The 22,633-nt window shown below is 71.3% G+C and carries 20 protein-coding genes; 11 read left to right on the forward strand and 9 right to left on the reverse strand.

Annotated elements, in window-relative coordinates; all coding sequences use genetic code 11:
* Positions 1-103 precede the first annotated feature (103 nt).
* Positions 104-1,693, forward strand: coding sequence for an MFS transporter (locus NS283_RS10000; protein ID WP_081317365.1), 1,590 nt, complete (start codon positions 104-106; stop codon positions 1,691-1,693).
* Positions 1,694-1,785: 92 nt separating this feature from the next.
* On the opposite strand, the gene NS283_RS10005 is transcribed toward NS283_RS10000, so the two are convergent.
* Together NS283_RS10005 and NS283_RS10010 are read right to left on the reverse strand one after the other, a co-directional pair.
* Positions 1,786-2,487, reverse strand: a complete 702-nt coding sequence (locus tag NS283_RS10005) for an SDR family NAD(P)-dependent oxidoreductase (RefSeq protein ID WP_081317366.1) — start codon at positions 2,485-2,487, stop codon at positions 1,786-1,788.
* Between the two features lie 158 nt (positions 2,488-2,645).
* On the reverse strand, positions 2,646-4,055 hold the full coding sequence (locus NS283_RS10010) for a DUF6421 family protein (protein ID WP_058596718.1): 1,410 nt from the start codon (positions 4,053-4,055) through the stop codon (positions 2,646-2,648).
* A gap of 106 nt (positions 4,056-4,161) precedes the next feature.
* Between NS283_RS10010 and NS283_RS10015 the strand changes: the two genes are divergently transcribed.
* From NS283_RS10015 to NS283_RS10025, 3 genes are all read left to right on the forward strand, one after another.
* Positions 4,162-4,650, forward strand: a complete 489-nt coding sequence (locus tag NS283_RS10015) for an Lrp/AsnC family transcriptional regulator (RefSeq protein ID WP_058596719.1) — start codon at positions 4,162-4,164, stop codon at positions 4,648-4,650.
* Between the two features lie 93 nt (positions 4,651-4,743).
* Positions 4,744-5,901, forward strand: a complete 1,158-nt coding sequence (locus NS283_RS10020; protein WP_241492226.1) for a sensor histidine kinase — start codon at positions 4,744-4,746, stop codon at positions 5,899-5,901.
* Between the two features lie 104 nt (positions 5,902-6,005).
* Positions 6,006-6,593, forward strand: a complete 588-nt coding sequence (locus tag NS283_RS10025) for a response regulator (protein ID WP_058596749.1) — start codon at positions 6,006-6,008, stop codon at positions 6,591-6,593.
* A 69-nt stretch (positions 6,594-6,662) separates the two neighbouring features.
* On the opposite strand, the gene NS283_RS10030 is transcribed toward NS283_RS10025, so the two are convergent.
* The gene (locus NS283_RS10030) at positions 6,663-7,169 is read right to left on the reverse strand and encodes a hypothetical protein (protein ID WP_058596721.1); all 507 of its coding nucleotides are present in this window, start codon (positions 7,167-7,169) and stop codon (positions 6,663-6,665) included.
* Positions 7,170-7,250: 81 nt separating this feature from the next.
* On the opposite strand from NS283_RS10030, the gene NS283_RS10035 reads away from it, so the two are divergent.
* Positions 7,251-7,877, forward strand: coding sequence for a 2-phosphosulfolactate phosphatase (locus tag NS283_RS10035; protein WP_058596722.1), 627 nt, complete (start codon positions 7,251-7,253; stop codon positions 7,875-7,877).
* Between the two features lie 193 nt (positions 7,878-8,070).
* On the opposite strand, the gene NS283_RS10040 is transcribed toward NS283_RS10035, so the two are convergent.
* The 6 genes from NS283_RS10040 to NS283_RS10060 form a co-directional block, all read right to left on the reverse strand.
* The gene (locus tag NS283_RS10040; RefSeq protein ID WP_058596723.1) at positions 8,071-8,559 is read right to left on the reverse strand and encodes a SprT-like domain-containing protein; all 489 of its coding nucleotides are present in this window, start codon (positions 8,557-8,559) and stop codon (positions 8,071-8,073) included.
* A gap of 30 nt (positions 8,560-8,589) precedes the next feature.
* Positions 8,590-9,117 (reverse strand): tetratricopeptide repeat protein, encoded by a 528-nt coding sequence (locus NS283_RS10045; RefSeq protein WP_058596724.1) that lies wholly within the window; start codon positions 9,115-9,117, stop codon positions 8,590-8,592.
* Positions 9,118-9,189: 72 nt separating this feature from the next.
* Complete coding sequence (locus tag NS283_RS10050) at positions 9,190-10,056, reverse strand: spermidine synthase (RefSeq protein WP_058596725.1); 867 nt, start codon at positions 10,054-10,056, stop codon at positions 9,190-9,192.
* A 50-nt stretch (positions 10,057-10,106) separates the two neighbouring features.
* Complete coding sequence (locus NS283_RS19340) at positions 10,107-10,235, reverse strand: hypothetical protein (RefSeq protein WP_275044482.1); 129 nt, start codon at positions 10,233-10,235, stop codon at positions 10,107-10,109.
* Between the two features lie 157 nt (positions 10,236-10,392).
* Positions 10,393-11,907, reverse strand: coding sequence for a sodium:solute symporter family transporter (locus tag NS283_RS10055; protein WP_058596726.1), 1,515 nt, complete (start codon positions 11,905-11,907; stop codon positions 10,393-10,395).
* A gap of 402 nt (positions 11,908-12,309) precedes the next feature.
* Positions 12,310-12,966, reverse strand: a complete 657-nt coding sequence (locus NS283_RS10060) for a TetR/AcrR family transcriptional regulator (protein WP_058596727.1) — start codon at positions 12,964-12,966, stop codon at positions 12,310-12,312.
* An 85-nt stretch (positions 12,967-13,051) separates the two neighbouring features.
* On the opposite strand from NS283_RS10060, the gene NS283_RS10065 reads away from it, so the two are divergent.
* The 6 genes from NS283_RS10065 to NS283_RS10090 all read left to right on the forward strand — a co-directional run bounded on the left by NS283_RS10065 (position 13,052) and on the right by NS283_RS10090 (position 22,603).
* Positions 13,052-13,891 (forward strand): urea amidolyase associated protein UAAP1, encoded by an 840-nt coding sequence (locus tag NS283_RS10065; protein ID WP_058596728.1) that lies wholly within the window; start codon positions 13,052-13,054, stop codon positions 13,889-13,891.
* A gap of 12 nt (positions 13,892-13,903) precedes the next feature.
* Positions 13,904-14,584 carry an urea amidolyase associated protein UAAP2 gene (locus tag NS283_RS18675; RefSeq protein ID WP_058596729.1) on the forward strand — a complete coding sequence of 227 codons (681 nt, stop codon included), beginning with the start codon at positions 13,904-13,906 and terminating at the stop codon, positions 14,582-14,584.
* A complete protein-coding gene (gene uca / locus NS283_RS10075) occupies positions 14,581-18,183 on the forward strand; it encodes an urea carboxylase (protein ID WP_058596730.1) in 3,603 nt (1,200 codons plus the stop codon). The genes NS283_RS18675 and uca overlap by 4 nt, the downstream gene beginning before the upstream one ends.
* Positions 18,180-19,850, forward strand: a complete 1,671-nt coding sequence (locus NS283_RS10080; protein ID WP_058596731.1) for an allophanate hydrolase — start codon at positions 18,180-18,182, stop codon at positions 19,848-19,850. The genes uca and NS283_RS10080 overlap by 4 nt, the downstream gene beginning before the upstream one ends.
* A complete protein-coding gene (locus tag NS283_RS10085; RefSeq protein WP_058596732.1) occupies positions 19,820-20,677 on the forward strand; it encodes an MBL fold metallo-hydrolase in 858 nt (285 codons plus the stop codon). The genes NS283_RS10080 and NS283_RS10085 overlap by 31 nt, the downstream gene beginning before the upstream one ends.
* 258 nt (positions 20,678-20,935) lie before the next feature.
* The gene (locus NS283_RS10090) at positions 20,936-22,603 is read left to right on the forward strand and encodes an ABC transporter substrate-binding protein (protein ID WP_058596733.1); all 1,668 of its coding nucleotides are present in this window, start codon (positions 20,936-20,938) and stop codon (positions 22,601-22,603) included.
* Positions 22,604-22,633: the final 30 nt, after the last annotated feature.

Consider the following 22,633-nt stretch of genomic DNA (forward strand, 5'->3'; position numbering starts at 1 on the left):
GGCCCCGGGGATGGTCCGTTCGACGGCCCCGGCATGGCGGCCGCCGGACTCTCGCAACGACGGGCGTCTGGCCGATGTCGGAGGTCGGGTCTACCGTGTGGCTATGTCCGCCGAACCGTCTTCCGCCGCCGTCGTCGCGGGCGCTCCCACGGGTGGAAACCGCACGTTCCTCGCGGTTCTCGTCAACACCGCCGCGGCCAACGTCACCACGAGCTTCCTGTGGTTCGCCCTCACCTTCTGGGTCTACCTCGAGACGCGTTCTGTCCTGGCCACCGGCATCGTCGGCGGCGCGTACATGCTTCTCCTCGCCGTGTTCGCGATGGTCTTCGGCTCGATCGTCGACCGACACCGCAAGCACCGCGTCATGGTGTTCTCCGGGCTCGTCACCCTGACGGCGTTCCTCGTCGCCGGCGCGCTGTGGCTGGCTTTCCCCGAGTCGGCCCTGCTCGATCTCGGCGGACCGTGGTTCTGGGTGTTCTCCGCGGTCATCCTCGCGGGCGCTGTCGTCGAGAACATGCGGAACATCGCCCTGTCCACCACCGTCACCCTTCTCGTGCCGGTCGAACGTCACGCCAACGCGAACGGTCTCGTCGGGACGGTCCAAGGCCTGGCGTTCGTGGTCACGAGCGTCTTCAGCGGCCTCTCCGTCGGGTTCCTCGGCATGGGCGGAACGCTGGCCATCGCTATCGGGCTCACGCTCGCCGCACTCGTGCACCTGCTCACCATCCGCATCGCCGAAGAGAAGCCGGCGGCAGGGGCCGAACCGGGGCCGATCGTCGATCTGCGCGGAGCGTGGCGCGCCGTCCGGGCGGCCCCCGGGCTCATCGCGCTCATCATCTTCTCGACCTTCAACAACCTCATCGGTGGCGTCTACATGGCGCTGATGGACCCGTACGGGCTCGACCTCTACCGATGGGAGATCGACGGACGGGTCTACAACGCCGAAGTCTGGGGCGTCGTCCTCGCGATCACCGCGACGGGCTTCATCGTCGGAGGCGGCCTCGTCGCGAAGTTCGGCCTCGGTCCAAATCCCATCCGCACGATGCTGTGGGTCGTCATCGGGATGGGCGTGCTCGGGGCGATCTTCACCCTGCGGGAATGGGGGTGGCTCTTCGCGGTGGGGATCTGGGTCTACATGGCACTTATCCCGGTCGTCGAGTCCGCCGAGCAGACCGTCATTCAGAAAGTCGTGCCCTTCGCCACTCAGGGGCGGGTGTTCGGATTCGCCGCCGCCGCCGAGTCGGCCGCAGCGCCGGTGACGTCGTTCCTGATCGCGCCGATCGCGGCCTTCGCGATCATCCCCTACATGGACGGCGACACGGGGAAGGCAACCTGGGGTTGGCTGCTCGGCGAGGGGCACTCCCGCGGCATCGCGCTCGTCTTCGTCTTCGCGGGTCTCTTCATGGTGATCGCGGCTTCCCTTGCTTTCCTTACCCGCTCCTACCGCACGCTCTCTCTTCAGTACCGCACGGCCGAGGTGAACGCCGAGGTCGTCGAGACGGGCGTTTCGGATGCCGAGGGCACCACGTCGTCCGTGCCCCCGCGGCCGGGCCCAGACGGCGATGTCGCGCCGAGCGGTCCTCCACCCGAGGTCCAGCGAACGGTCGAGACCACCGTTGGTCACACCGCCCGTGCTGACGGACACGGGGACGCGAGGATAGCCCCCGCCGCGCCGGATCGTGGGCGGGACTGAGGGGGCACCACACACGTCGGCGCGAAGACGAGACCTGCGCTCTCGACGACGCGTATCGGTTCGGGACGGACGGACGTGCCCGCCCGGCGGGGTCAGTCCGCCCCCTCGATCCCGATCACCACGTCGTTCAGCACGGCGGCCTCGTCGTCCCACAGAGCAAGGAAGGAGGCGGCCAGAGCATCCTCGAGGCCGGCGAGGCTCTTGACCCGGAAGATGACGGCCGCCGCCGTGGGTTCCCGCGCCGCGTCGCGCGCGTCTTTCGCATAGCCCTGACCGACCGCGCGAACCCAGGTCTCCGAGGCGGCCTTCACCGTCGCGTAGTTGGCGCCGCCCGCGAGGGGGCGCGCGACCGAGGTCGAAGAGACGATCGCCAAGCGGCCGGCATCCGAGGTTCTGAGGTCTTCGTCGAAGGAGCGGCTCACGTGCCGCAGAGCCGTGAGCGAGCGCAAGAGGAACGCGAAGTCGTCGTCGCTCTGACCCGCGAGTCCGCCGCCTCCGCGCCAACCGCCGACGAGGTGCAGAAGACCGTCGACCCGGCCGTGTGCCGAATGCACGTGATCAACAAGGGCGTCGACCGCGTCGGAATCGGTGAGGTCGCAGCGTCGAACCGCGACGCCGGGGACCTCGGCCGCGACCGACGCCAGGCGGTCGTCGTCGCTGCCGACGACCACCACGCGAGCCCCGGCGTCGAGCAGCACCCGGGCGGCGGAGCGTCCCGCAGCGCTCGTGCCGCCCGCCAGGAGCACCAGTCGGTCCCGCACGCCTTCGTCCATGGCCACCACGTCGGTCATCATCGCCTCCCTCATCCAGTGTGTCCCGCCCCGCGCGCCCCGTCGAGGCCGTTCGCGCCCACCCTCGTCGAGTGTCCAAGAAACGCCGTGTGGCCGTGGGCGGTTATGTCGTGTTCTGGACACTCGCCGGGGGAAACCCGCCGCGGGGGCGGAGCGGCGCCTCAGTCCGTGCCGCGGATGCCCTCGGTCGAGGCGATCACGGGGCGCATCTTCTTCTCGAGTGCCTCGAAGAACATCGACAGCGGGAACTCGTCGTCGAGCACGGCGTCGGTGTAGCCCTTCGGCAGACCCGCGAGCACGTCATCGGGCAGACCGCGTGCCCACACCGAGGCGGGGTGCGGGGTGACGACCGAGCGCACCAGGTCGTAGGCGGCGAGCCAGTGCGCCGTCTTCGGGCGGTCGATCGAGCGCCAGTACAGCTCGTCGATCGCGTCGGCGAGGGCGATCACCGCGGCGGGGACCTCGTCCCAGTCGAAGGCGAGCGACGTGTCCGTCCAGTGCAGCACGCGGCGCTGGTGCAGCCACGCGAACAGCAGCTGACCGCCGAGGCCGTCGTAGTTGCGCACACGCGACCCCGTGATCGCGAAGCGGAAGATGCGGTCGAAGATCACCGCGTACTGCACGAGCCCGGCGTGTTCGAGCATGGCCTGCTCCGCGGCATCCAGCTCCGGTCCCTGAGCCTGTCGAAGTGACAGGCGGGCCTGCAACGCGACGCATTCGCGGAACGCGGTGAGGTCGCACCGCAGCTCCTCGAGCGAGTACAGGAAGAACGGCATGCGCTGCTTGATCATGAACGGGTCGAAGGGCAGATCGCCGCGCATGTGGGTGCGGTCGTGGATGAGATCCCACATGACGAACGTCTGCTCGGTGAGCGACTGGTCGTCGAGCATGCGGGCGGCGGCCGCGGGGAGCTCGAGCTTCGTGATCTCGGCGGCGGCGCGGGTCACGCGGCGGTAGCGGGCGGCCTCGCGGTCCTGGAAGATCGCGCCCCACGTGAACGTCGGGATCTCGCGCATCGCGACCGTCTCGGGGAACAGTACGGCCGAATTGGTGTCGTACCCCGGGGTGAAGTCGATCAGGCGCAGCGAGACGAACAGCCGGTTGGTGTACTCCGTCTCGAGCCGGGCGATGAAGTCGGGCCAGATGGCCTCGACGAGGATCGCCTCGACGTGCCGATCACGCGAACCGTTCTGGGTGTACATCGGGAAGATGACGAGATGACGGATGCCGTCGACCCGGTGCTCCTGGGGCTGGAACGCCACGAGCGAGTCGAGGAAATCGGGCACACCGAGTCCGGCGTCGCGCCAGCGCTGGAAGTCCGCGATCGAGGCGTCGAGGTAGGCGGCGTCGTGCGGGAAGAGGGGCGCGAGAGTCTCGATGGCCTCGACGATGTCGTCGAGGAGCGGGGCGGCGGCTGCCGCGTCGGCGATCGACCCGTCGCTCGCCTGCAGACCCTGCAGTGCGACGGTCGCGCTCTTCAGCTGCGCCCACGCCGGAGTGAGCTCGACCTCGGCGACGGTGCGGCCGTCGAGCAACTCGTGCGAGGCGCGGGAAGGCGTCGCGATGGTCATGGCATCCTCCGTTCAGCGGGAAATATTCCTGTCAGAATGTCATGCTAACGGAAAACTTACACGTGGCGCCAGGATGATGTCGCGGCACCCTGATACTGTCGACGCCATGACCGAGGCTTCTGCCCGCCCCGCGCGCCTCGATGACGCCGTCGATGCGGCGATCGTCCGCGAGATCTCCCTCGACGCGCGCGCGACGCTGTCGCACCTGTCCGAACGGGTCGGTCTGTCCGTCTCCGCCGTTCAGTCGCGATTGCGTCGGCTGGAAGCGCGCGGAATCGTGCGAGGTTACCGGCCGGTCCTCGATGCCGAGGCTCTCGGTCGCCCTCTCGCGGCTTTCGTCGAGATCACGCCACTCGACCCCGCGCAGCCCGACAACGCGCCAGAGCTGCTGGCGCACCTCACCGCGATCGAGGCGTGCCACTCCATCGCGGGAGACGCGGCGTACATGTTGTTCGTCCGTGTGCCGACGCCGCGTGATCTCGAGGAGCTGATCCGCGACATCCGCGCGGCGGCGCACGTGAACACGCGCACGACGATCGTCCTCCAGACCTTCTTCGAGGCGCGGCCGATCGAACCGGCCGATTTCCCGGCCTGACTTCTCCTCCCCAGACGCCTCATCCCGGCGAGCGTCCACGAATACATCGCGGGACGGATGCCGCGTCCCCCGCGGGTCTGTAGCGTTGCCGCGATGCTCTCCCTCCGCCCGCTGCGCCGATACCAACTGGTGACCGACCTCGTCCTCGCCGGGATCTTCGGGCTGCTCGCGCTCGCCGTCGAACTCGCATCGACCGAGCCCTCTGCTCTCGAGAACATCGGGGCGTGCGTCATGGTGGTGGCGTTCACGGGGGCTGTCGCTCTGCGGCGTTTGAGCCCCGGACTCGCCCTCTCCCTGGCCTGGGCGGGTGCCCTCCTGCAGATGGGCCTGGGGCGAGAACCTTCGCCGACCGACATGGCCATCTTCGCGGTGCTCTATACGACCGCGGCCTACGGTTCACGTCGGGTCTTCTGGACCGGCTTCGCCTCGGCCGTCGGCGGCGCCGTCCTGGTCACGCTGTACCTGGTCGTCCGCAGGCTGACGTCGCCCGTCCAGCCGAACGACGTGTTCGCGATCTTCGCCATTCTTCTGGCGGCGGCGTTCGCGCTCCTGCTCGCGTGGGTGACGGGAGCTCTGGTGCGAACGGCGATGCGAGCGGCGGAGAACAGTCGCGCGCAGCGCCTCGCCGAAGCCGAGACCATCGCGGAGCAGCAGCGCGTGCGCATCGCGCGCGATATGCACGATGTCGTCGCGCACTCGCTGGCCGTCGTGATCGCGCAAGCGGACGGGGCGCGATATGCCGCAGCCGCCGACCCGGACGCCGCTACGGCGGCTCTCGCCACGATCTCGACGACCGCTCGAGCCGCTTTGACAGACGTGCGCCAACTGCTCACGCAACTGCGCCATACGCAGGCCGAGGGGCCGCAGCCTCGCCTGACCGATCTCGATGCCCTGTACGCGCACGTCCGAGCCGCGGGTGTCGAACTCTCGGTCGACGTCGATCCGGCGCCCCCCGGGGAACCGCCGGCGGCGATCCAGCTCGCGGTTTACCGCATCCTGCAGGAAGCTCTGACGAACGCGCTTCGCCACGGCGTCGATCGCCACGTCGACGTCCACCTCGGGTGGTTGCCCGACCGCGTCGAGCTGACGGTCCGTAACGCCCGGGTGGACGGTCCGTCGCAGCCGTCGGGCGGACACGGTCTCATCGGGATGCGCGAACGCGCGCAGCTCGTCGGGGGCCGCCTGACCGCCGAGCCGCAGGGGCGCTTCTTCGTCGTCCGCGCGACGCTGCCCGTCGGGGCGCCGCAGTGAGCCCCGCACCCGACCAACAGTCGAGAGGAACCGACCGAGTGAGCACCACCCCCGTACGCATCGTTCTCGTCGACGATCAGGCGCTGTTCCGCGCCGGGATCCGGATGGTGATCGACTCGCAGCCCGACCTCGAGGTCGTCGGCGAAGCGTCCGATGGTCGCGAGGGCGTCGAGATGGTCCGCGCGATGCGACCCGATCTCGTGCTCATGGACGTGCGCATGCCGGTCATGGACGGGCTCACCGCGACGGCGGAGATCCTCCGCGAGCCCGGCGCACCCCGCGTGGTCGTGCTCACGACCTTCGACCTCGACGAGGCCGCCGCCCGCGCGATCCAGGGCGGCGCCAGCGGATTCCTGCTCAAAGACTCCGAGCCCGAGTTCCTCCTGTCCGCCATCCGGACGGTCCACGCCGGCTCAGCCGTCATCGCGGCGGAGGCGACCCGCGAACTCTTCGCCCACATCGCCGAGAACGGCACCGCCGAGCCCGTGCCGCAGAGCTACAACGACCTGACCGAGCGTGAACGCGAGATCTTCGTGCTCGCGGCGGCCGGCCTCAGCAATAGCGAGATCGCGGCGCAGGAGTTCCTCTCGGAGGCGACGGTCAAGACGCACATCAGCCGCATCCTCTCCAAGCTGGCGCTACGCGACCGCGTCCAGCTGGTCGTCTTCGCCTATCGGCACGGCCTGGTCTGAGCGGCAGCGCGTCCGGGGGGCGTGCCCGCGTCAGGTGCCCGCGGCACGCCTCCGCGTTTCGCGCCCGCGTCAGGCGTCGTCGTCGTTCGACTCGGGGTCGTAGGCCCAGGTCGGGGCGAGAGCCCGGATGCGGCCCTCGCGCCACTGCCACATCGCCCACAGCCCCGGCCAGAGCACGGGGGCGGCGGACCCGCCGATCGTGAGGCGCTCGCGCCACAGTGTCCGCCCGGGCTGACCGGGAGCCGCCGACACCGCCATCTGGTGGTCCCAGACGTCGAGGGCCGCGAGAGGACCGGTCAGCGGCACACCCCAGTCGCGGAACACCCGCACTCGACCATTCCCGTCGGTCGTCTCGCGATCGGCGACGGAGATCAACTGACGTCCGAGGGGGAGGGCGCCGGCCAGGCTCATCTGCACCGGGACGTCGTCGCCCGATGAGAACGAGGTCGGCATCTCACCGAGCGCTTCGACGTCGAGGAGCGGTCCGTACAGCTCCGCGACGGCGCGCGGGGAGTGGAGCGCTCGCCACGCGGCATCCGGATCGCAATCGATCACGAACTTCAACAGAATGCGCATGCTGCGAATTCTGCCGCACCGTCGGTGAGCGACACCCGGGTTGACGCCGGCGGGCGCGCGCACCCGGCTTAGGCTCGAGGGATGCCGAACGACCCCACCCCGCACGCCCAAGCGAACTACCAGGTGCGTCTCGACTGGGGTCGGCCGGGCCTCGACCGCCTCGCCCCGGCCGACGTCGTGATTCTCGTGCAGACCCTCGGACTCTTGGCCGATGCGCTCACCGCCATCGAAGCGGGGGCGACCTTGCCCGTCGAGGGGCTTCCGACCGCCGCTCTGGTGCGTGCTGCGGCCGGCGACGCGGCGGAGGTTCTCGTCGGCGGCATCCGGAATGCGCGTGCCGTGGCCGACCGCGTCCTCGAGATTCAGACGGCGCGGGCAGCGCGCACGAGCATCGCCCTCATCGCGGTCGGGTACCCCGACGGCTCGGATGCCGAGACCCTCCGCTTCGCCGTCGACGACCTGCTGGGGGCCGGGGCCGTCATCGCCGCACTCGGTGACCTCGGCATCGACCACGCCTCGCCCGACGCGGCCCTCGCGGGCGAGGGGTATCGCGCTCTCCGCGGAGCGGCCCGCCACCTCCTCTCGGCGAGCGGCACGGGTCGGTCGCTCACCGACGCCGGGCGTGCGGACGTGGTGCAGGCCGCGGCCGCGCGGGATGCGGCATCCGTCGTCCCAACGCTCATCGACGACGCGTTCCGCGCGGACTGACCCGCCCGGGCCCCGGCCCCGGCGGCCGCGCGGATCCGGAGATGGTGCGTGGATTCGGACCGAACGCGGGCTTTCGTCCGAATCCAAGCCGCTTTTCCGAATCTGCGGGGCCGGAAAGGCCCGAGCGCAGGAACTGCCCGCGCGCAGGAAAGGCCCGCGCGCGGGAACTGCCCGCGCGCCGAAAAGGCCCGCGTCAGCGCGGCGTCGCGGCCGCGAGGCGCGTCGCGCGGCTGATGTCGCGCCGGACCCACGACAGCGCGAAGCGCGGGTCGAAGTGCGGGGCGCATTTCGCGCACGACGTCGGCCGCGTCGCGCGGCGGTGCCGGTAGGCGACGTGTCCCGCGGGGCACGTGCCGACCCACGGGGCGAGTTCGTTGGCCGTCTCGCCGGCGTGGGTCGTTCCGCCGACGTAGCCGAGCTCTCGGGCGGTGCGCTTCCACACCGGGCCGTGCCCGGCTGCGCCGCCTGCGATGGCGTGCGCGACCTCGTGCAGCAGCGTCTGGTGATTGGTGTCGTCGTCGTAGCGTGCGGCGAGGTAGCGCGACACGCTGATCCGCTTGCGGGTGTAGTCGCAGAGCCCCGCGCGGCGTTTGGCGTTGTCGAAGCCGAACGTCCATGACGCGTCGAGGTGCAGGGCGATGAGCGCTTCTGCCCAGGTGCGCACGCGCTGCAGTTCGGACATGACCGGAAGACTAAGCGGGGGCTACGACATTCAGCTCGCGACGACCTCGCGCGAACGACGGCGGTCGGCGGCATCGATCGCGAGCAGCGTCGACTCGAGCTGGGCGTCGGTGGCTCCGGCGTTCTGACGGAGGAACAGCGCACGCTTGAAGTCGCGACGGGCGCTGTCGTAGTCGCCCTCGTCGTAGTGCACCTTGCCGCGGTGCTGCAGGGCGAACGCGGCGATGCTCGCCCAGTTCTGCCCCTCGGCTTCTTCGGCGCACATCGTCAGCTCCTGCTCGGCGGCGGCGTAGGCGCCGCGGCACTGCATGATCGTCGCGTGCAGGATGCGGGCGCGCAGAAGGTCGCGGCGAGTGCCCGCCATGCGGGCGACGCGCACCGACTGCTCCGAGATCGCGAGGGCCTCGTCGAAGCGGTCGAGCACCTTGAGCAGCCACACGCGCTCGAGCAGGGCGGGGAGGCTGCGCTGCGAGCCGATCTCGTCGAGACGCTCCGCGCACTCACGAGAGTCAGTGATCTCGCGCAATGTGTCGGGGTCATACCCGCGGATATAGCTCACCGTCGCTCCTCCCGAATGGCCGATGGTCTCCAGTCTGCGTCGCGAAGGCCGATGTGCCCAGCCGCCACGCGGTCAGCGTTCGAAGAGGGATGCCGAGGGCTTGGGAGACGGCGTGGCGTCGGCATCCGTCGCCGGACGCGCACCGCGCACGAACTCCTCGATCTCGGCTCCCTGCGACACCTTCGCGGGGTGCGGTCCGGCGGCCATGAGTCGCGGCAGCCACTCGACCGGAAGACGAGCCGCGGAGGCGGCGATCACGAGGTTGCCGAATCGGCGGCCCTTCAGCACCTGCACCTCGGCGAGGAGGATCACTTCGGGGAGCACCTCGCGCACCGTCGCGACCTGACGACGCGCGAACGCGAGGCCGGGCCCGTCGGAGACGTTGACGAGGAGCACGCCGTCGGGGGCGAGCAGGGCGGCGGCTTCGCGATAGAACTCCACCGTCGTCAGGTGCGCGGGCGTCTGCGCCCCCGAGTACACGTCGCTGACGAGGAGATCCACGGCGCCGGTGAGGCCGGCGGGAAGCCGCGAGAGGCCCGCGCGCGCGTCACCGATCCGCACGCGCACGGCGGCTCCGCGGGGGAGGGGGAGGTTCTCGCGGACGAGGTCCCACAGTCGGGGCTCGAGCTCGATGACCTGTTGCCGCGAGCCCGGCCGAGTGGCTTCGACGTAACGGGGAAGAGTGAGGGCACCCGCACCCAGGTGCACAGCGGTCAGCGGTTGTCCTGGCATCCGGAGTCGATCGATGACCGCGCCCATGCGGGCGATGTACTCGAAGTGCAGGTGCGTGGGGTCGTCGAGGTCGACGTGCGACTGCGGGGTGCCGTCCACCACGAGCTCGAAGCCCGAGACGAAGCCCGAGGGGGAGACGCGCGCGATCGAGCCGTCCGACAGTCGTGTCGTGGGGGCGTCGTCGGGTTCGATGCGCATTCGAGCCATTCCTCCACGTTAGGCCCTCGGCCCCGGAGCGTGCGGGGTGCGCCGAGCCCTCAGAAGCGCTCCAGTGAGACGGATGCCACGGAGGAGGGCGTCACGATGCTCACCGTCTCGTCGGGCAGGGGCGTCCATCCGTGGAGGGGGATGCCGGTGGTCGCGACCGCGCCGGGGGTGTGGCGCACATGGACGAGCGGTTGTCATCCGAGCGGTGTTCAGGCGGGAGGGTGAGGCCGGTGGCCGTCCGGAGCGTGGAGGGGAGCCGCGAACGCGCCAATCGTGACGCGAAAGCGGGGCCGACCACACCGGATGGTGGATCGGCCCCGCGGGTCGTTCGCGCGCTCAGGCCGGAACCCCCACCCCCTCCTTCTCCGACGCCTCCCGCTCCGCCGCCAGATCGGCCAGCACGGCCAGCTCCCGGTCGAGCTCGGACTCGCGGCGCGGAACCGCGAACGCGAGGGCGACGAAGGTTCCGAAACCGATGAGCGCCGAGATCAGCGTGGCCCAGCCGTCGAAGTCCGCCCCGATCAGCTCGTTCGGGATGTACAGGATGTCGTTCGGCACGCCGTACAGCGTCGGGGTGAGGGCGAGGAAGACCATGCGCACGACGAACCCGACGGCCATTGCGCCGAGGGCGGCGACCGCGCCGGGGCGCTTCCAGAACACCCCGATGACGAAGGGGGCGGCGAGGCACGCGAGCATCAGATCGAAGGCGAGGGTGAGCAGGATGCCGGTCTGGCTGACGCGGATCGCGAGCACGGCGCCGGCGATGACGAAGGGGATCATCGCCACGCGCGTCCAGCGCAGCAGCGGGTCGGGACCGGTGCCCGTGTGGCGGCGGACGGTGAAGATGTTGCGGACCGCGATGGCCGACGTCGCGAGCATCGCGCCCGAGGCGGTCGAGAACGACGCCGCGACGATGCCCGAGAGAACGAGGATCGCGATGATCGGCGGCGCGTAGTCGCTCAGCAGCGTGTACAGCACGGGACCGTTCTCGACCGAGATGCCGAGGGTCGACGAGACACTCAGCGCGACGATCGCGAAGATCGTGCCGATCGCGGCGGTGAGGCCCGCGGCCACGAAGCACGAGCGCTGCGCGACCGAGGGGCTCTTGGCGCCGAACACGCGCTGCATGAAGTCGATCGCGACGATGTCGCCGATCGCGAGCGAGATGAGGGTGGCCCAGTTGATCGGCGCGCCGGCGGCGGGGTCGCTGAGCTGCTCGAGGTCGAACGGGCCCATCCCCTCGGGGATGACGATGCCGTACGAGTACGCGACCCACGCGAGCAGCACGATGGCCGCCACGACGGTGATCGTCGTCTGGATCGCCGCCGTGTAGGCATCCGAGAACAGCCCGCCGGCGACCGTGTACGCGAGCACGAGGGCGACCGCGAGCACCACGCCCCACGCGTACGGGATGTTCGCGAAGCGTTCGAGCAGGAAGCCGCACGCGACGAGGTTCCCCGCCAGCAGGAACGTGAACGACACGATCATGAGGATGGATGCCAGCATCTCGACGGGCCGGCCGTATCGCAGGCGGAAGAAGTCGCCCAGGGTGAAGAGCTTCATGGCGTTCATGCGCTTGGCGAGGAACAGCCCCGTCAGCAGGAGGCAGAGGGCGAGGCCGATCGCGAGCGAGGCTCCCGACCAGAAGCCGAACTGCGAGGTGAGGTCGGTGTTGCCGACCGTGGCGTTGGCATCGACGGCCGCGGCGGTGAGGCTCACGGCGACGAGGGGGACGCCGAGGCGGCGCCCGGCGACGAGGTAGTTCGCGCTGTCTCCGTCGACCTTCCGCGCGACGACGATGCCGACGACGAGGATGAGGACGACGCTAAGGGCGACTCCGAAGATGATCATGGCGGGCTCCCGGCGATGAGGGGCGGTTCGGGTTTCTGTTGCTTGACAGAAACGATCCGCTCACCGGGGTCGCGCGTGGTTTCGGCCGTGTTAAAGGCGCGTGAAATCGCCCGCGGCGTCGGGGCGCGGCATCCGGGGCGCGGCATTCGAGGTACGGCATCCGGGGCGCCGGCCCGTGGCATCCGGGGCTGGAGTTCCGGGTGGAGCCGCGCCCGGGGCCGCGGCTCTCGATCACGCATAAACGCTCTCCGCGCACAGAAACGCGGGGACAGCGCGTTTATGGTCGCGAATCGCGTTTGTGTGTGCTGGCGCGGCCGCGGCGGCTCTGGGATCGGGGCCCCGCCCGGCGTGCTCGCGCGGCCGCGGCGGCTCCGGGATCGGGCCCCGCCCGGCGGGCGCGGCTCAGCCCAGCGCCGCCAGCACGCCCGGACCCGCCGTGGCCGCGCGCTCGCGCGTCGCGGTGTCGAGGTCGAGCACGCGCAAGGCGGCGGCGGCGATGGTCGTGGCATCCAGGGTCGCCGTCTGTCCACCCTTGCGCTGCAGGATCACGCTCTCGACCAGCGCGAGCACGAGGGAGGCGCCGGCGGCGGCGGCGCCGGGCGCGACGCCGCACGCGGCCACGAGCGTGCGGTAGGTCGTCTCGAGTTCGCTGCGGCGGTCGCGGAACGGCTCGAACGCCGCGTCCGACACCTCGGGCAGCAGGTACAGCGCCCCGGTGTTGTGCGGCGCATCGGCCAAGAGCGTGACGTCCGCGACGCACAGCGCCCACAGGCGTGCGGCCGGCTCCTCGTCGCGCGCGAGCAGTTCGGCCGCGACGTCGAGCGAGGGCTGCACGGTGTCGAGCAGCAGCGCGAGCAGGATGTCCTGCTTGCGCGCGAAGTGGTGGTACAGCGTCGCCTGACGGATGCCGGCGGCTTCGGCGATCGCGTGCGTGCTGGCCGAGGCGTACCCGCGTGTGCCGAAGAGGGCGGCGGCCGCGGCCAGGACGTCGGCGCGGGTGCCGAGGCCGGTGGGGGAGGAGCCGGATGCCCGGGGTCGTCCGGTTCTCGTCGCGGCCATGCCCCCACCGTACCCGGGCGGCCCGTAACGCCACCGAAACGCACGCCTGCTCTAATACCTGTCAATCGACAGAAAGAGGTCGCACATGGAAGGTCGCGTCGACGCCCTCGGCAACGTGGGGCGAGCCCGGGAGGACGCCCGCGCCCGCGCCGCGCAGTCGGAATGGATGCCGTATCTCCCGCCCTCGACCGCGCCCTTCGCGCCGGACGGGGTCGCCGCGGAAGACCTCCGCTGGGCCGAGACGGTCGCCCCGGGTGGGTACGCCCACCTCCGCGTTGCGCGGGGAACGCGCCTGCGCTTCACGGACCCCACGGGCGACGCGTGCGCCGCGGTGCTCCTCTTCAACGCGGCCAACCCCGGCGAGCGCCTCAACGTCGCCGACACGCAGAAGATCCCCTGGCAGGCCTACCTCGGCGAGGGTCACCCGCTGCTCTCGGGCGACGGCCGCGTGCTCGCGACGATCGCCGCCGACACCTCCGGTCACCACGACGCGTTCTGCGGCACCTCCACGGACACCTGGAACGAGCAGCGCTACGGCGACGCCGCGCCCGAGGGCCCGTCGCCGTCCGGCCACGGTCTCCTCCGTCTCGCCGCGAGCAAACACGGCCTGACCGCGCGCGACCTGCCGCCGGCGGTGTCGTTCTTCCAGGGCGTGCGCGCGAATCCCGAGGGCGACCTCGAGTGGCTCGGCTCCGCCGGGCCGGGTGCCTCGGTCGACCTCGTCGCCGAGCTGCCGCTGATCGTGCTGGTCGCGAACGTCCCCCACTCGCTCGACCCGCGCGACGACTACGTCGTCGGCCCGCTCCAGATCACCGCGTGGGCGTCTCAGCCGACCGCCGAGGGGGATGCCGTGTTCTCCCTCACCCCGGAGCGCGAACGCGCCTACCGCAACAGCATCACGTACGCCGCCCTGGCCGGGCTCTGAACAGGAGTCGTCATGATCACCACCGTTCCCGAACGTCCCGTCCACGCCGAGGGCGTCCCCCTCGAGTGGTCCGAACCGCTCGTCCCCGGCGAGGTCGTACTCGACGAGCGCGTCGCGCCCCGCGGGCCCTGGTCGGGCCTCGTCCGCGCCGGCGACGTCCTCACGATCGTCGACGTGGGCGGCAACCAGTCCGCCGACTTCCTCGTCTACGCGGCAGACGACACCGACGAGCGCTACAGCGCCGCCGACACGATCGCGTGGCAGCGCAACGTCTACGTCCGCACCGGCACGGTGCTCCGCAGCAACCTCGGCCGCCCGCTGATGACCGTGGTCGGCAACGAGGTCGACCGTCAGGACACGATCGGCGGCGCGTGCTCGAAGGAGTCGAACACCCTCCGCTACGGTCACCACACCCTGTATCAGCACGGATGCCGCGAGAACTTCCTCGCCGAGGCCGCGCGCTACGGTCTCGGCGCCCGCGACCTCGTGTCGAACCTCAACTGGTTCATGAACGTCCCGGTCGAGGAGGACGGATCGCTCGGCATCGTCGACGGCATGTCGGCGCCGGGCAAGCGCGTGGCCCTGCGGGCCGAGCGCGACGTGCTCGTGATCGTGTCGAACTGCCCGCAGATGAACAACCCGTGCAACGACTTCAGCTGCACGCCGCTGCGGATGGTGGTGACGCGCCCGTGACCTCCTTCGACACCCTCCTCGTCGCCAACCGCGGCGAGATCGCCCGCCGCATCCTGCGCTCCGCGCGCGAGCGGGGCCTCCGCACCGTCGCGGTGTTCTCCGACGCCGACCGCGCCGCGCCCCACGTCCGCGAGGCCGACGAGGCCGTGCGCCTCGGCCCCGCCCCCGCCGCGGAGTCGTATCTCCGCATCGACGCGATCCTCGACGCCGCCCGCGCCACCGGCGCCGGGGCGATCCACCCCGGGTACGGGTTCCTCGCCGAGAACGCCGACGCGGCGCGCGCCGTCGAGGCGGCGGGGCTCGCGTGGGTCGGTCCGACGCCCGAGCAGCTCGAGGCCTTCGGTCTGAAGCACCGCGCGCGGGCGCTCGCCGAGACCGCGGGCGTGCCGCTCCTCCCCGGCACCGGCGTGCTCGAGTCCCTCGACGAGGCCGAGGGCGCGGCATCCGTCATCGGATACCCCGTGATGCTCAAGGCCACCGGCGGCGGTGGCGGCATCGGCATGCGGGTGTGCGCGGATGCCGCCGAGCTCCGCGCCGCGTACGACGCGGTCGTCCGTCAGGCGGCGGCGAGCTTCGGCACGCCCGGGGTGTTCCTCGAGAAATTCGTGCGCCCCGCCCGCCACGTCGAGGTGCAGCTGTTCGGCGACGGCGCGGGCCGTGTCGCGGTCCTCGGCGACCGCGACTGCTCGCTACAGCGCCGCAACCAGAAGGTCGTCGAGGAGGCACCCGCGCCGGGGCTTCCCGACGCGGTCCGCGCGGAGCTCCACCGCACCGCCGCGGCTCTGGCATCCGGCATCCGGTACCGCTCGGCCGGAACCGCCGAGTTCGTCTACGATCCCGTCGCCGAGCGCGCGTACTTCCTCGAGGTCAACGCGCGCCTGCAGGTCGAGCACCCCGTGACCGAGGCGGTGTTCGGGGTCGACCTCGTCGGCCTCATGCTCGATCTCGCCGGCGGCGGCCCCGCGGCCGTCCCGGACACGTTGTTCGAGGAGGCCCGCGAACCCCGCGGACACGCCGTCGAGGCCCGCATCTACGCGGAGGACCCCGACCGCGGGAACACCCCGTCGACCGGACTCGTCACCGCCGTGCAGCTGCCCGAGGGTGACGGCATCCGGGTCGACGCCTGGGTCGAGGCCGGCAGCGAGGTCTCGCCGTTCTACGACCCGCTGCTCGGCAAGGTCATTGCGCACGGCGAGGACCGCGACCAGGCGCTCGACCGGCTCTCGGCCGCGCTCGCCGACACGCGGATCGACGGCATCGTCACCGGCGCCGGCATGATCCGCGAGATCGTCAACGACCCGCGGGTCCGCGCCGTCGCGCACGACACCGGGACGCTCGACGACGCGCGCGACCCCGATCCGCGCATCGACGTGATGGATGCCGGCATGCTCACGACCGTGCAGGACCTCCCCGGACGCGTGGGGTACTGGCGAATCGGCGTCCCGCCGTCCGGGCCGATGGATGCCGTGTCGTTCCGCGAGGCCAACCTCGCCGTCGGCAACCCCGAGGGTGCGCCGGGACTCGAGATCACGCTCACCGGTCCGACCCTGCGCTTCAGCGTCGCGTCGGTCGTCGCGGTCACGGGCGCCCCGGTCGCTGTCGAGGTCGACGGCGTCCCCGCCGCGCAGTGGGAGCCGATCGAGGTTCCCGCGGGCGGCGTCCTGCGCATCGGCACCGCCGACGGCCCGGGCATGCGCGTGTTCCTCGCCGTGCGCGGCGGGATCGACGTCCCGGCGTATCTCGGCAGCGCGTCGACCTTCACGCTCGGCGGCTTCGGCGGGCACGGAGGCCGCGCGCTCGTGACCGGCGACGTGCTGCGTCCGGGTTCGGCCGCGGTCACCGCCCCCGCACCGACACCCGCCGAGCATCGCCCGCACCTCGCGTCGGAGTGGACGATCGCCGTGACCGAGGGCCCGCACGGCGCGCCGGAGTTCTTCACGCGCGCCGACATCGACGCCCTGTACTCCGCGGAGTACCGCGTGCAGGTGAACTCCGCCCGCACCGGCGTGCGGCTCACCGGCCCGAAGCCGACGTGGGCGCGCACCGACGGCGGCGAGGCGGGGCTGCACCCCTCCAACATCCACGACACGCCCTACGCGGTGGGCGCGCTCGACTTCACCGGCGACACCCCTGTGCTCCTCGGCCCCGACGGGCCGAGCCTCGGCGGGTTCGTGTGCCCGGTGGTCGTGGCATCCGGTGATCTGTGGAAGCTGGGTCAGCTGCGGCCGGGCGACATCGTGCGCTTCGCGCCGGTCCGGGAGGCGGATGCCGCGGCCCTTGACCCCGCTGTCGCCGCGCCCGCACTCGTCGGTGTCGGCGACGGCGACGACGGCGTGATCGCCGTGCGCGAGGCCGAGGTCGAGGGGGAGCGCGTGCTCCGCCCCCGGACGACGTATCGCCGCGACGGCGACGACAACGTCCTCGTCGAGTTCGGCGACCAGGTGCTCGACCTCGGCCTGCGCATGCGCGTCCACGCGCTGCAGGAGCGTCTGGCGCAGGAGGCCCCGAGAGGGATCGTCGACGTCACCCCCGGCATCCGGTCGCTCCAGGTGCACACGGATGCCTCGGTTCTCCGCGCCTCGCAGCTCGTGGGACTGCTGCGCGAGCTCGACGACGACCTGCCGTCGACGTCGGAGCTCGTCGTGCCGTCGCGCGAGGTGCGCCTGCCGCTGTCGTGGGACGACCCCGCGACCCGGCTGGCGATCGAGCGGTACATGGCGGGTGTCCGCGACGACGCCCCGTGGACGCCGTCGAACATCGAGTTCATCCGCCGCATCAACGGGCTCGACAGCGTGGACGACGTCTACCGCACCGTGTTCGACGCGCAGTACCTCGTGATGGGGCTGGGAGATGTGTACCTCGGCGCGCCCGTCGCGACGCCGCTCGACCCTCGCCACCGCCTCGTCACGACGAAGTACAACCCCGCGCGCACGTGGACGGCCGAGAACTCCGTCGGCATCGGCGGCGCGTACATGTGCATCTACGGCATGGAGGGCCCGGGCGGGTACCAGTTCGTCGGCCGCACCGTCCAGATCTGGAACCGCTTCCGCCGCGGCGGGCTGTTCACCGAGAACCCGTGGGCGCTGCGCTTCTTCGACCGCATCCGCTGGTACCCCGTGTCGCCCGAGGAGCTGCTCGACCTCCGGGCCGACGTGGATGCCGGACGCGGGAGCTTCGAGACCGTCGAGGGCGAGTTCGCCCTGGCGGAGTACGAGCGCTTCCTCGCCGACAAGGCGCCCGGGATCGCGGCGTTCCGCGAGCGCCAGCGGCGCGCCTTCGACGAGGAGCGCGACCGGTGGCGCGCGAGCGGCGAGTTCGATCGCGTGCACGACGCCGCCCCGGCCGCAGCCGCCGTCGGTCGAGAACTCCCGCCCGGCACGGTCGGCATCACGGCCCCGTTCGCCGCGTCGGTCTGGCGCGTGGACGCCACCCCCGGAACCCCCGTCGAGAAGGAACAGAGGATGATCGTGCTCGAGGCCATGAAGATGGAGACGGCGCTCGGCGCCCCCGCCGCGGGGACCATCGCCGAGGTGTTCGTCCGCCCCGGCGAGACCGTCGCCGCGGGCCAGCTGCTCGCCGCCGTCGAGGTGTCCGCGTGAGCGCCGTCGACCGGGTCCGCGCCGCGTACGCCCGGCTCCGCGAGGTCGATCGCCCCGAGGTGTGGATCACCCTCCGGGAGGAAGAGGATGCCGTCGCCGAGGCCGCCGAGGTCGATCTCGGGGTCGCAGCGGGCGAGCGTCTGCCTCTGGCTGGTCTGGTCGCCGCGGTCAAGGACAACATCGACGTCGAGGGGATGCCGACGACAGCCGGGAGTCGCGCGTACGCGTACACACCGGAGCGGGACGCCCCCTCCGTGGCGCGCCTGCGTGCCGCGGGGGCCGTGGTGATCGGCAAGACCAACCTCGACCAGTTCGCGACGGGGCTCGTGGGCACGCGCAGTCCCTTCGGCGCCGTGCGCAACGCCTGGGATCCGACCCGCATCTCGGGCGGCTCCAGCTCGGGCTCGGCCGTGGCCACGGCCCTCGGCATCGTCGATCTCGCCCTCGGAACCGACACGGCGGGGTCCGGTCGCGTGCCCGCCGCGCTGAACGGCATCGTCGGCGTCAAGCCGACCGTCGGTCTCGTCCCCGCGACCGGCGTCGTTCCCGCCTGCCGCACCCTCGACTGCGTGACGGTGTTCGCGCGCGATCTCTTCACCGCTCGCACAGCGGTCGAGCTCATGTCCGGTCCCGACGGGGTGGACCCCCTCGCTCGCCCTGACCGACCGGCACCCCCGCTCGACGCCCGTCCCCGCGTGGCCGTCCCGACGCCCGAGCACCTCGAGGGCCTCGCCGACGGGTGGGCGGAGGCTTTCGGCGCTGTCGTGGCCTCGCTCGCCGCCTCGGGCGTCGAGATCGTCGAGGTCGACATCGCTCCCCTCCTCGAGGCGGCCTCGCTGCTGTACGGAGGCGCGTTCGTCGCCGAGCGCACGGCGGCCGTGGGCGATTTCATCGCGGCGCACCCCGAGCTCGTCGGTACCGACCTCGACCCGACCGTCGCGGCGATCGTCCTCGGCGGTGCCGAGGCGCGGGCTGCGGACTACTTCCGCGACCGTGAACGTCTCGACCGCCTGGGGGCGGAGGGTCTGCACCGACTCGACGGGACCGTGGCGCTGCTCACGCCGACGACCACGTGGCATCCGACCCTCGACGAGGTCGCGGCCGATCCGGTCGGAGCCAACAGTCGTATGGGCCGGTACACGAACTTCGCGAATCTGCTGGACCGCAGCGCCCTCGCCGTCCCCGCCGGGGTCGTTGGAGGCCGCGCGTTCGGCGTGATGCTCACCGGCGCGCCGTTCGCCGACCGCACGCTCGCGCAGCTCGCCGAGCGCATCCAGGCGCCGGCCGTCGAGCTTCTGGTCGTCGGGGCGCACCTGCGCGGTCAGCCGCTGAACCACCAGCTCGTCGCCGCGGGTGGAACGTTCGTCGCCGAGGTCGAGACGGCCGCGCAGTACCGGCTCTACGCCCTCGACACGGTTCCGCCCAAGCCCGGCCTCGCCCGCGTGACCGACGGCGGCGCCGCGATCGCGGGGGAGGTGTGGCGGCTCCCGGCGGCGGGATTCGGACGTTTCGTCGCGGACCTGCCCGCGCCCATGGGGATCGGTTCCGCCGTCCTCGCGGACGGGTCGAGCGTCGCCGGATTCCTGTGCGAGGCCGTCGCGCTGGAAGGTGCGACGGACATCACGACGTACGGCGGGTGGCGCGCATTCCGGGCGGCGACGGCGTGAGCTCGACGGTCGTCGATCACGCCGATCTGCCGCCCCTGCGCCTGAGCGGGCGGCCGCGACGCCTGGTCCCCATGGTCGTGGCGTACGAGCCGATCCCCGAGGCCGTCTCCCTGGAGGGCGGCAGCACCTTCCGGTTCCTCATGGAGCCGGTGACGGCGGTGGCGGTCGTGTTCGACGAGGGGTGGGTGATCGTCGACGGCGGGTTCGAGCCGGCGCGCATCCGCGACCGCGCGACGCGCACGGCATCGTTCGACTACGAGAACTACACGCCGATCGTCCCGCCCGGCGACCCGCTGGTCGACCAGCTCGCCGAGGCCGGGCTCGACCTCGCCGACCTCGCGGCGGCGCTCCTCACGCACTCGCACTTCGACCACACCGGTGCCGCCCGCCTGCTCACGCCCGACCAACCGCTGCTGCTGCAGCGCCGGGAGTGGCAGCACGTTCGCGAGACGACCGATGCGCGCGGGAACTTCCTCTTCCGCGCCGACCTCGACCGCGACGGCCTCACGCTCGGCCTGCTCGACGGCGACACGCCGCTGGCCGCGGGTCTCACCGCGATCGACACGTCCGGCCACACCCCGGGCCACCAGTCGTTCGTCGTCGAGCTGCCCGCGCGCACGGTCGTCCTGGCGGGCGACGCCGCGGACCTGCTCGACAACGTCGAGCGCGAGGTCCGCTGCGGCTCGACGGTGGGCGTCGACGGCCCCGAGCTCGCCGATCGCGCGATCTCGCGCCTGGCATCCCTCCATCGAGCCCCGTCCTCCGAGGTCTGGCCCGCCCACGACCCTGGCTTCCCCGTCTGGACGGGCGTGATCGCCTCCCGCTGAGGCCGGCGCCAAAAGCGGCTACGGGGGAGGGTGCGAAACGCCCGCTCGGATGCCGGCGGGGCACGCGATGTGGTGTGACACGCGGGTGGAGATGTGGCATCCTGCCCGCCGACCCGAAACACGATCGATACACACGGGCAATGGGCAGCGGCCGGGGAGACCTGTACGGTCGGGGGAACAGCAAGCGGAGCGCGGCACGACGAAGTGACAGCGCCGTCGGGCTCCTCCTTTCCTCCCCCCGGAAGGTCACAACAAAAAATGCAAGGAAATCTCCGTACCCGCGTGCTCGCGGGAGGTGCGATCATCGCCGTCGGCGCTCTCGCCCTCTCGGGTTGCACGAGCCAACGTGACGACAACGGCGGTGGTAACGCCGGCGGCGACGTCGACTCCACCTTCGTCTTCGGCGCCTCGGGCGATCCGTCGAGCCTCGACCCCGCCTTCGCGAGCGACGGTGAGTCGTTCCGCATCTCGCGACAGATCTTCGAGGGACTCGTCGGTGTCGAGCCCGGCACGGCCGACCCCGCGCCCATGCTCGCCGAGAGCTGGGCGCAGTCCGACGACGGGCTGTCGTACACGTTCCAGCTCAAAGAGGGCGTGAAGTTCCACGACGACACCGACTTCAACGCCGACGCGGTCTGCTTCAACTTCGACCGGCAGAACAACTTCACCGGCATCGCACAGTCCGAGAGCCTGTCCTACTACTGGGGCAAGATCATGCGCGGTTACTCCGACACGGGCACCTCGATATATGGCGGTTGCGAAGCGGCCAGCCCCACCGAGGTGACGATCACGTTGACCGAGCCGTTCGCCGGCTTCATCCCGGCGCTCTCGCTCCCCGCGTTCGCGATCCAGAGCCCCACCGCCCTCCAGGAGTACAAGGCCGACGAGGTCGGCGGCACGTCCGAGGCGCCGACCCTCAGCGAGTACGCCCAGGCGCACCCCACCGGCACCGGTCCGTTCGAATTCGACTCGTGGGAGCCCGGCGCGGAAGCAACTGTCACCGCGTTCGACGGCTACTGGGGCGAGCAGGGCCAGGTGCAGCAGGTCATCTTCCGCGTCATCGGCGACACGACCGCTCGTCGTCAGGCCCTCGAGTCCGGCTCGATCGACGGCTACGACCTCGTCGCCCCGGCCGACCTCGGTGCGCTCGAGAGCGCGGGCTACATGCTCACCAACCGCGACCCGTTCAACATCCTCTACCTCGGGATGAACCAGGCCGACCCCGCGCTCGCCGACATCCGCGTGCGCCAGGCGATCGCCCACGCCATCGACAAGGAGCAGCTGGTGACGCAGGTCTTGCCCGAGGGCACGACCGTGGCATCCCAGTTCATGCCCGACAGCGTCATCGGCTTCAACTCCGGCGTCACGACGTACGACTTCGACCAGGATGCCGCCAAGGCCCTGCTCGCCGAGGCCGGCTTCACCGAGGCCAACCCGTTGACCCTGACCTTCAACTACCCGGTCAACATCTCGCGTCCGTACATGCCGAACCCCGAGCAGATCTTCACCAACCTGCAGTCGCAGCTGCAGGCGGTGGGCATCGTGCTCAACCCGGTGTCGAACGAGTGGGGCGAGTACCTCGACCTCATCCAGGGTGGCAGCGAGCACGGCATCCACCTGCTCGGCTGGACCGGCGACTACAACGACCCCGACAACTTCGTGGGCACGTTCTTCGGCGGGACCTCCAACGAGTGGGGCTTCGACAACGCCGAGCTCTTCTCGGCGCTCACCTCGGCCCGCGGCATCGCGACCGAGGCCGAGCAGGATCCCGCCTACCAGGCGGTGAACGAGCAGATCGCGACGTTCCTGCCCGGTGTTCCGCTCGCGAACCCGGTGCCGACGCTCGCCTTCGCGAAGCGCGTGAAGTCGTACCCGGCCAGCCCCGTGCAGGACGAGGTCTACAACGAGATCGAACTCACCGAGTGACCCGGATGCCGTGATCCGGATGCCACGGGT

The sequence above is a fragment of the Microbacterium testaceum genome (assembly GCF_001476285.1).
GTDB classification, from domain to species: Bacteria; Actinomycetota; Actinomycetes; order Actinomycetales; family Microbacteriaceae; genus Microbacterium; species Microbacterium testaceum_B.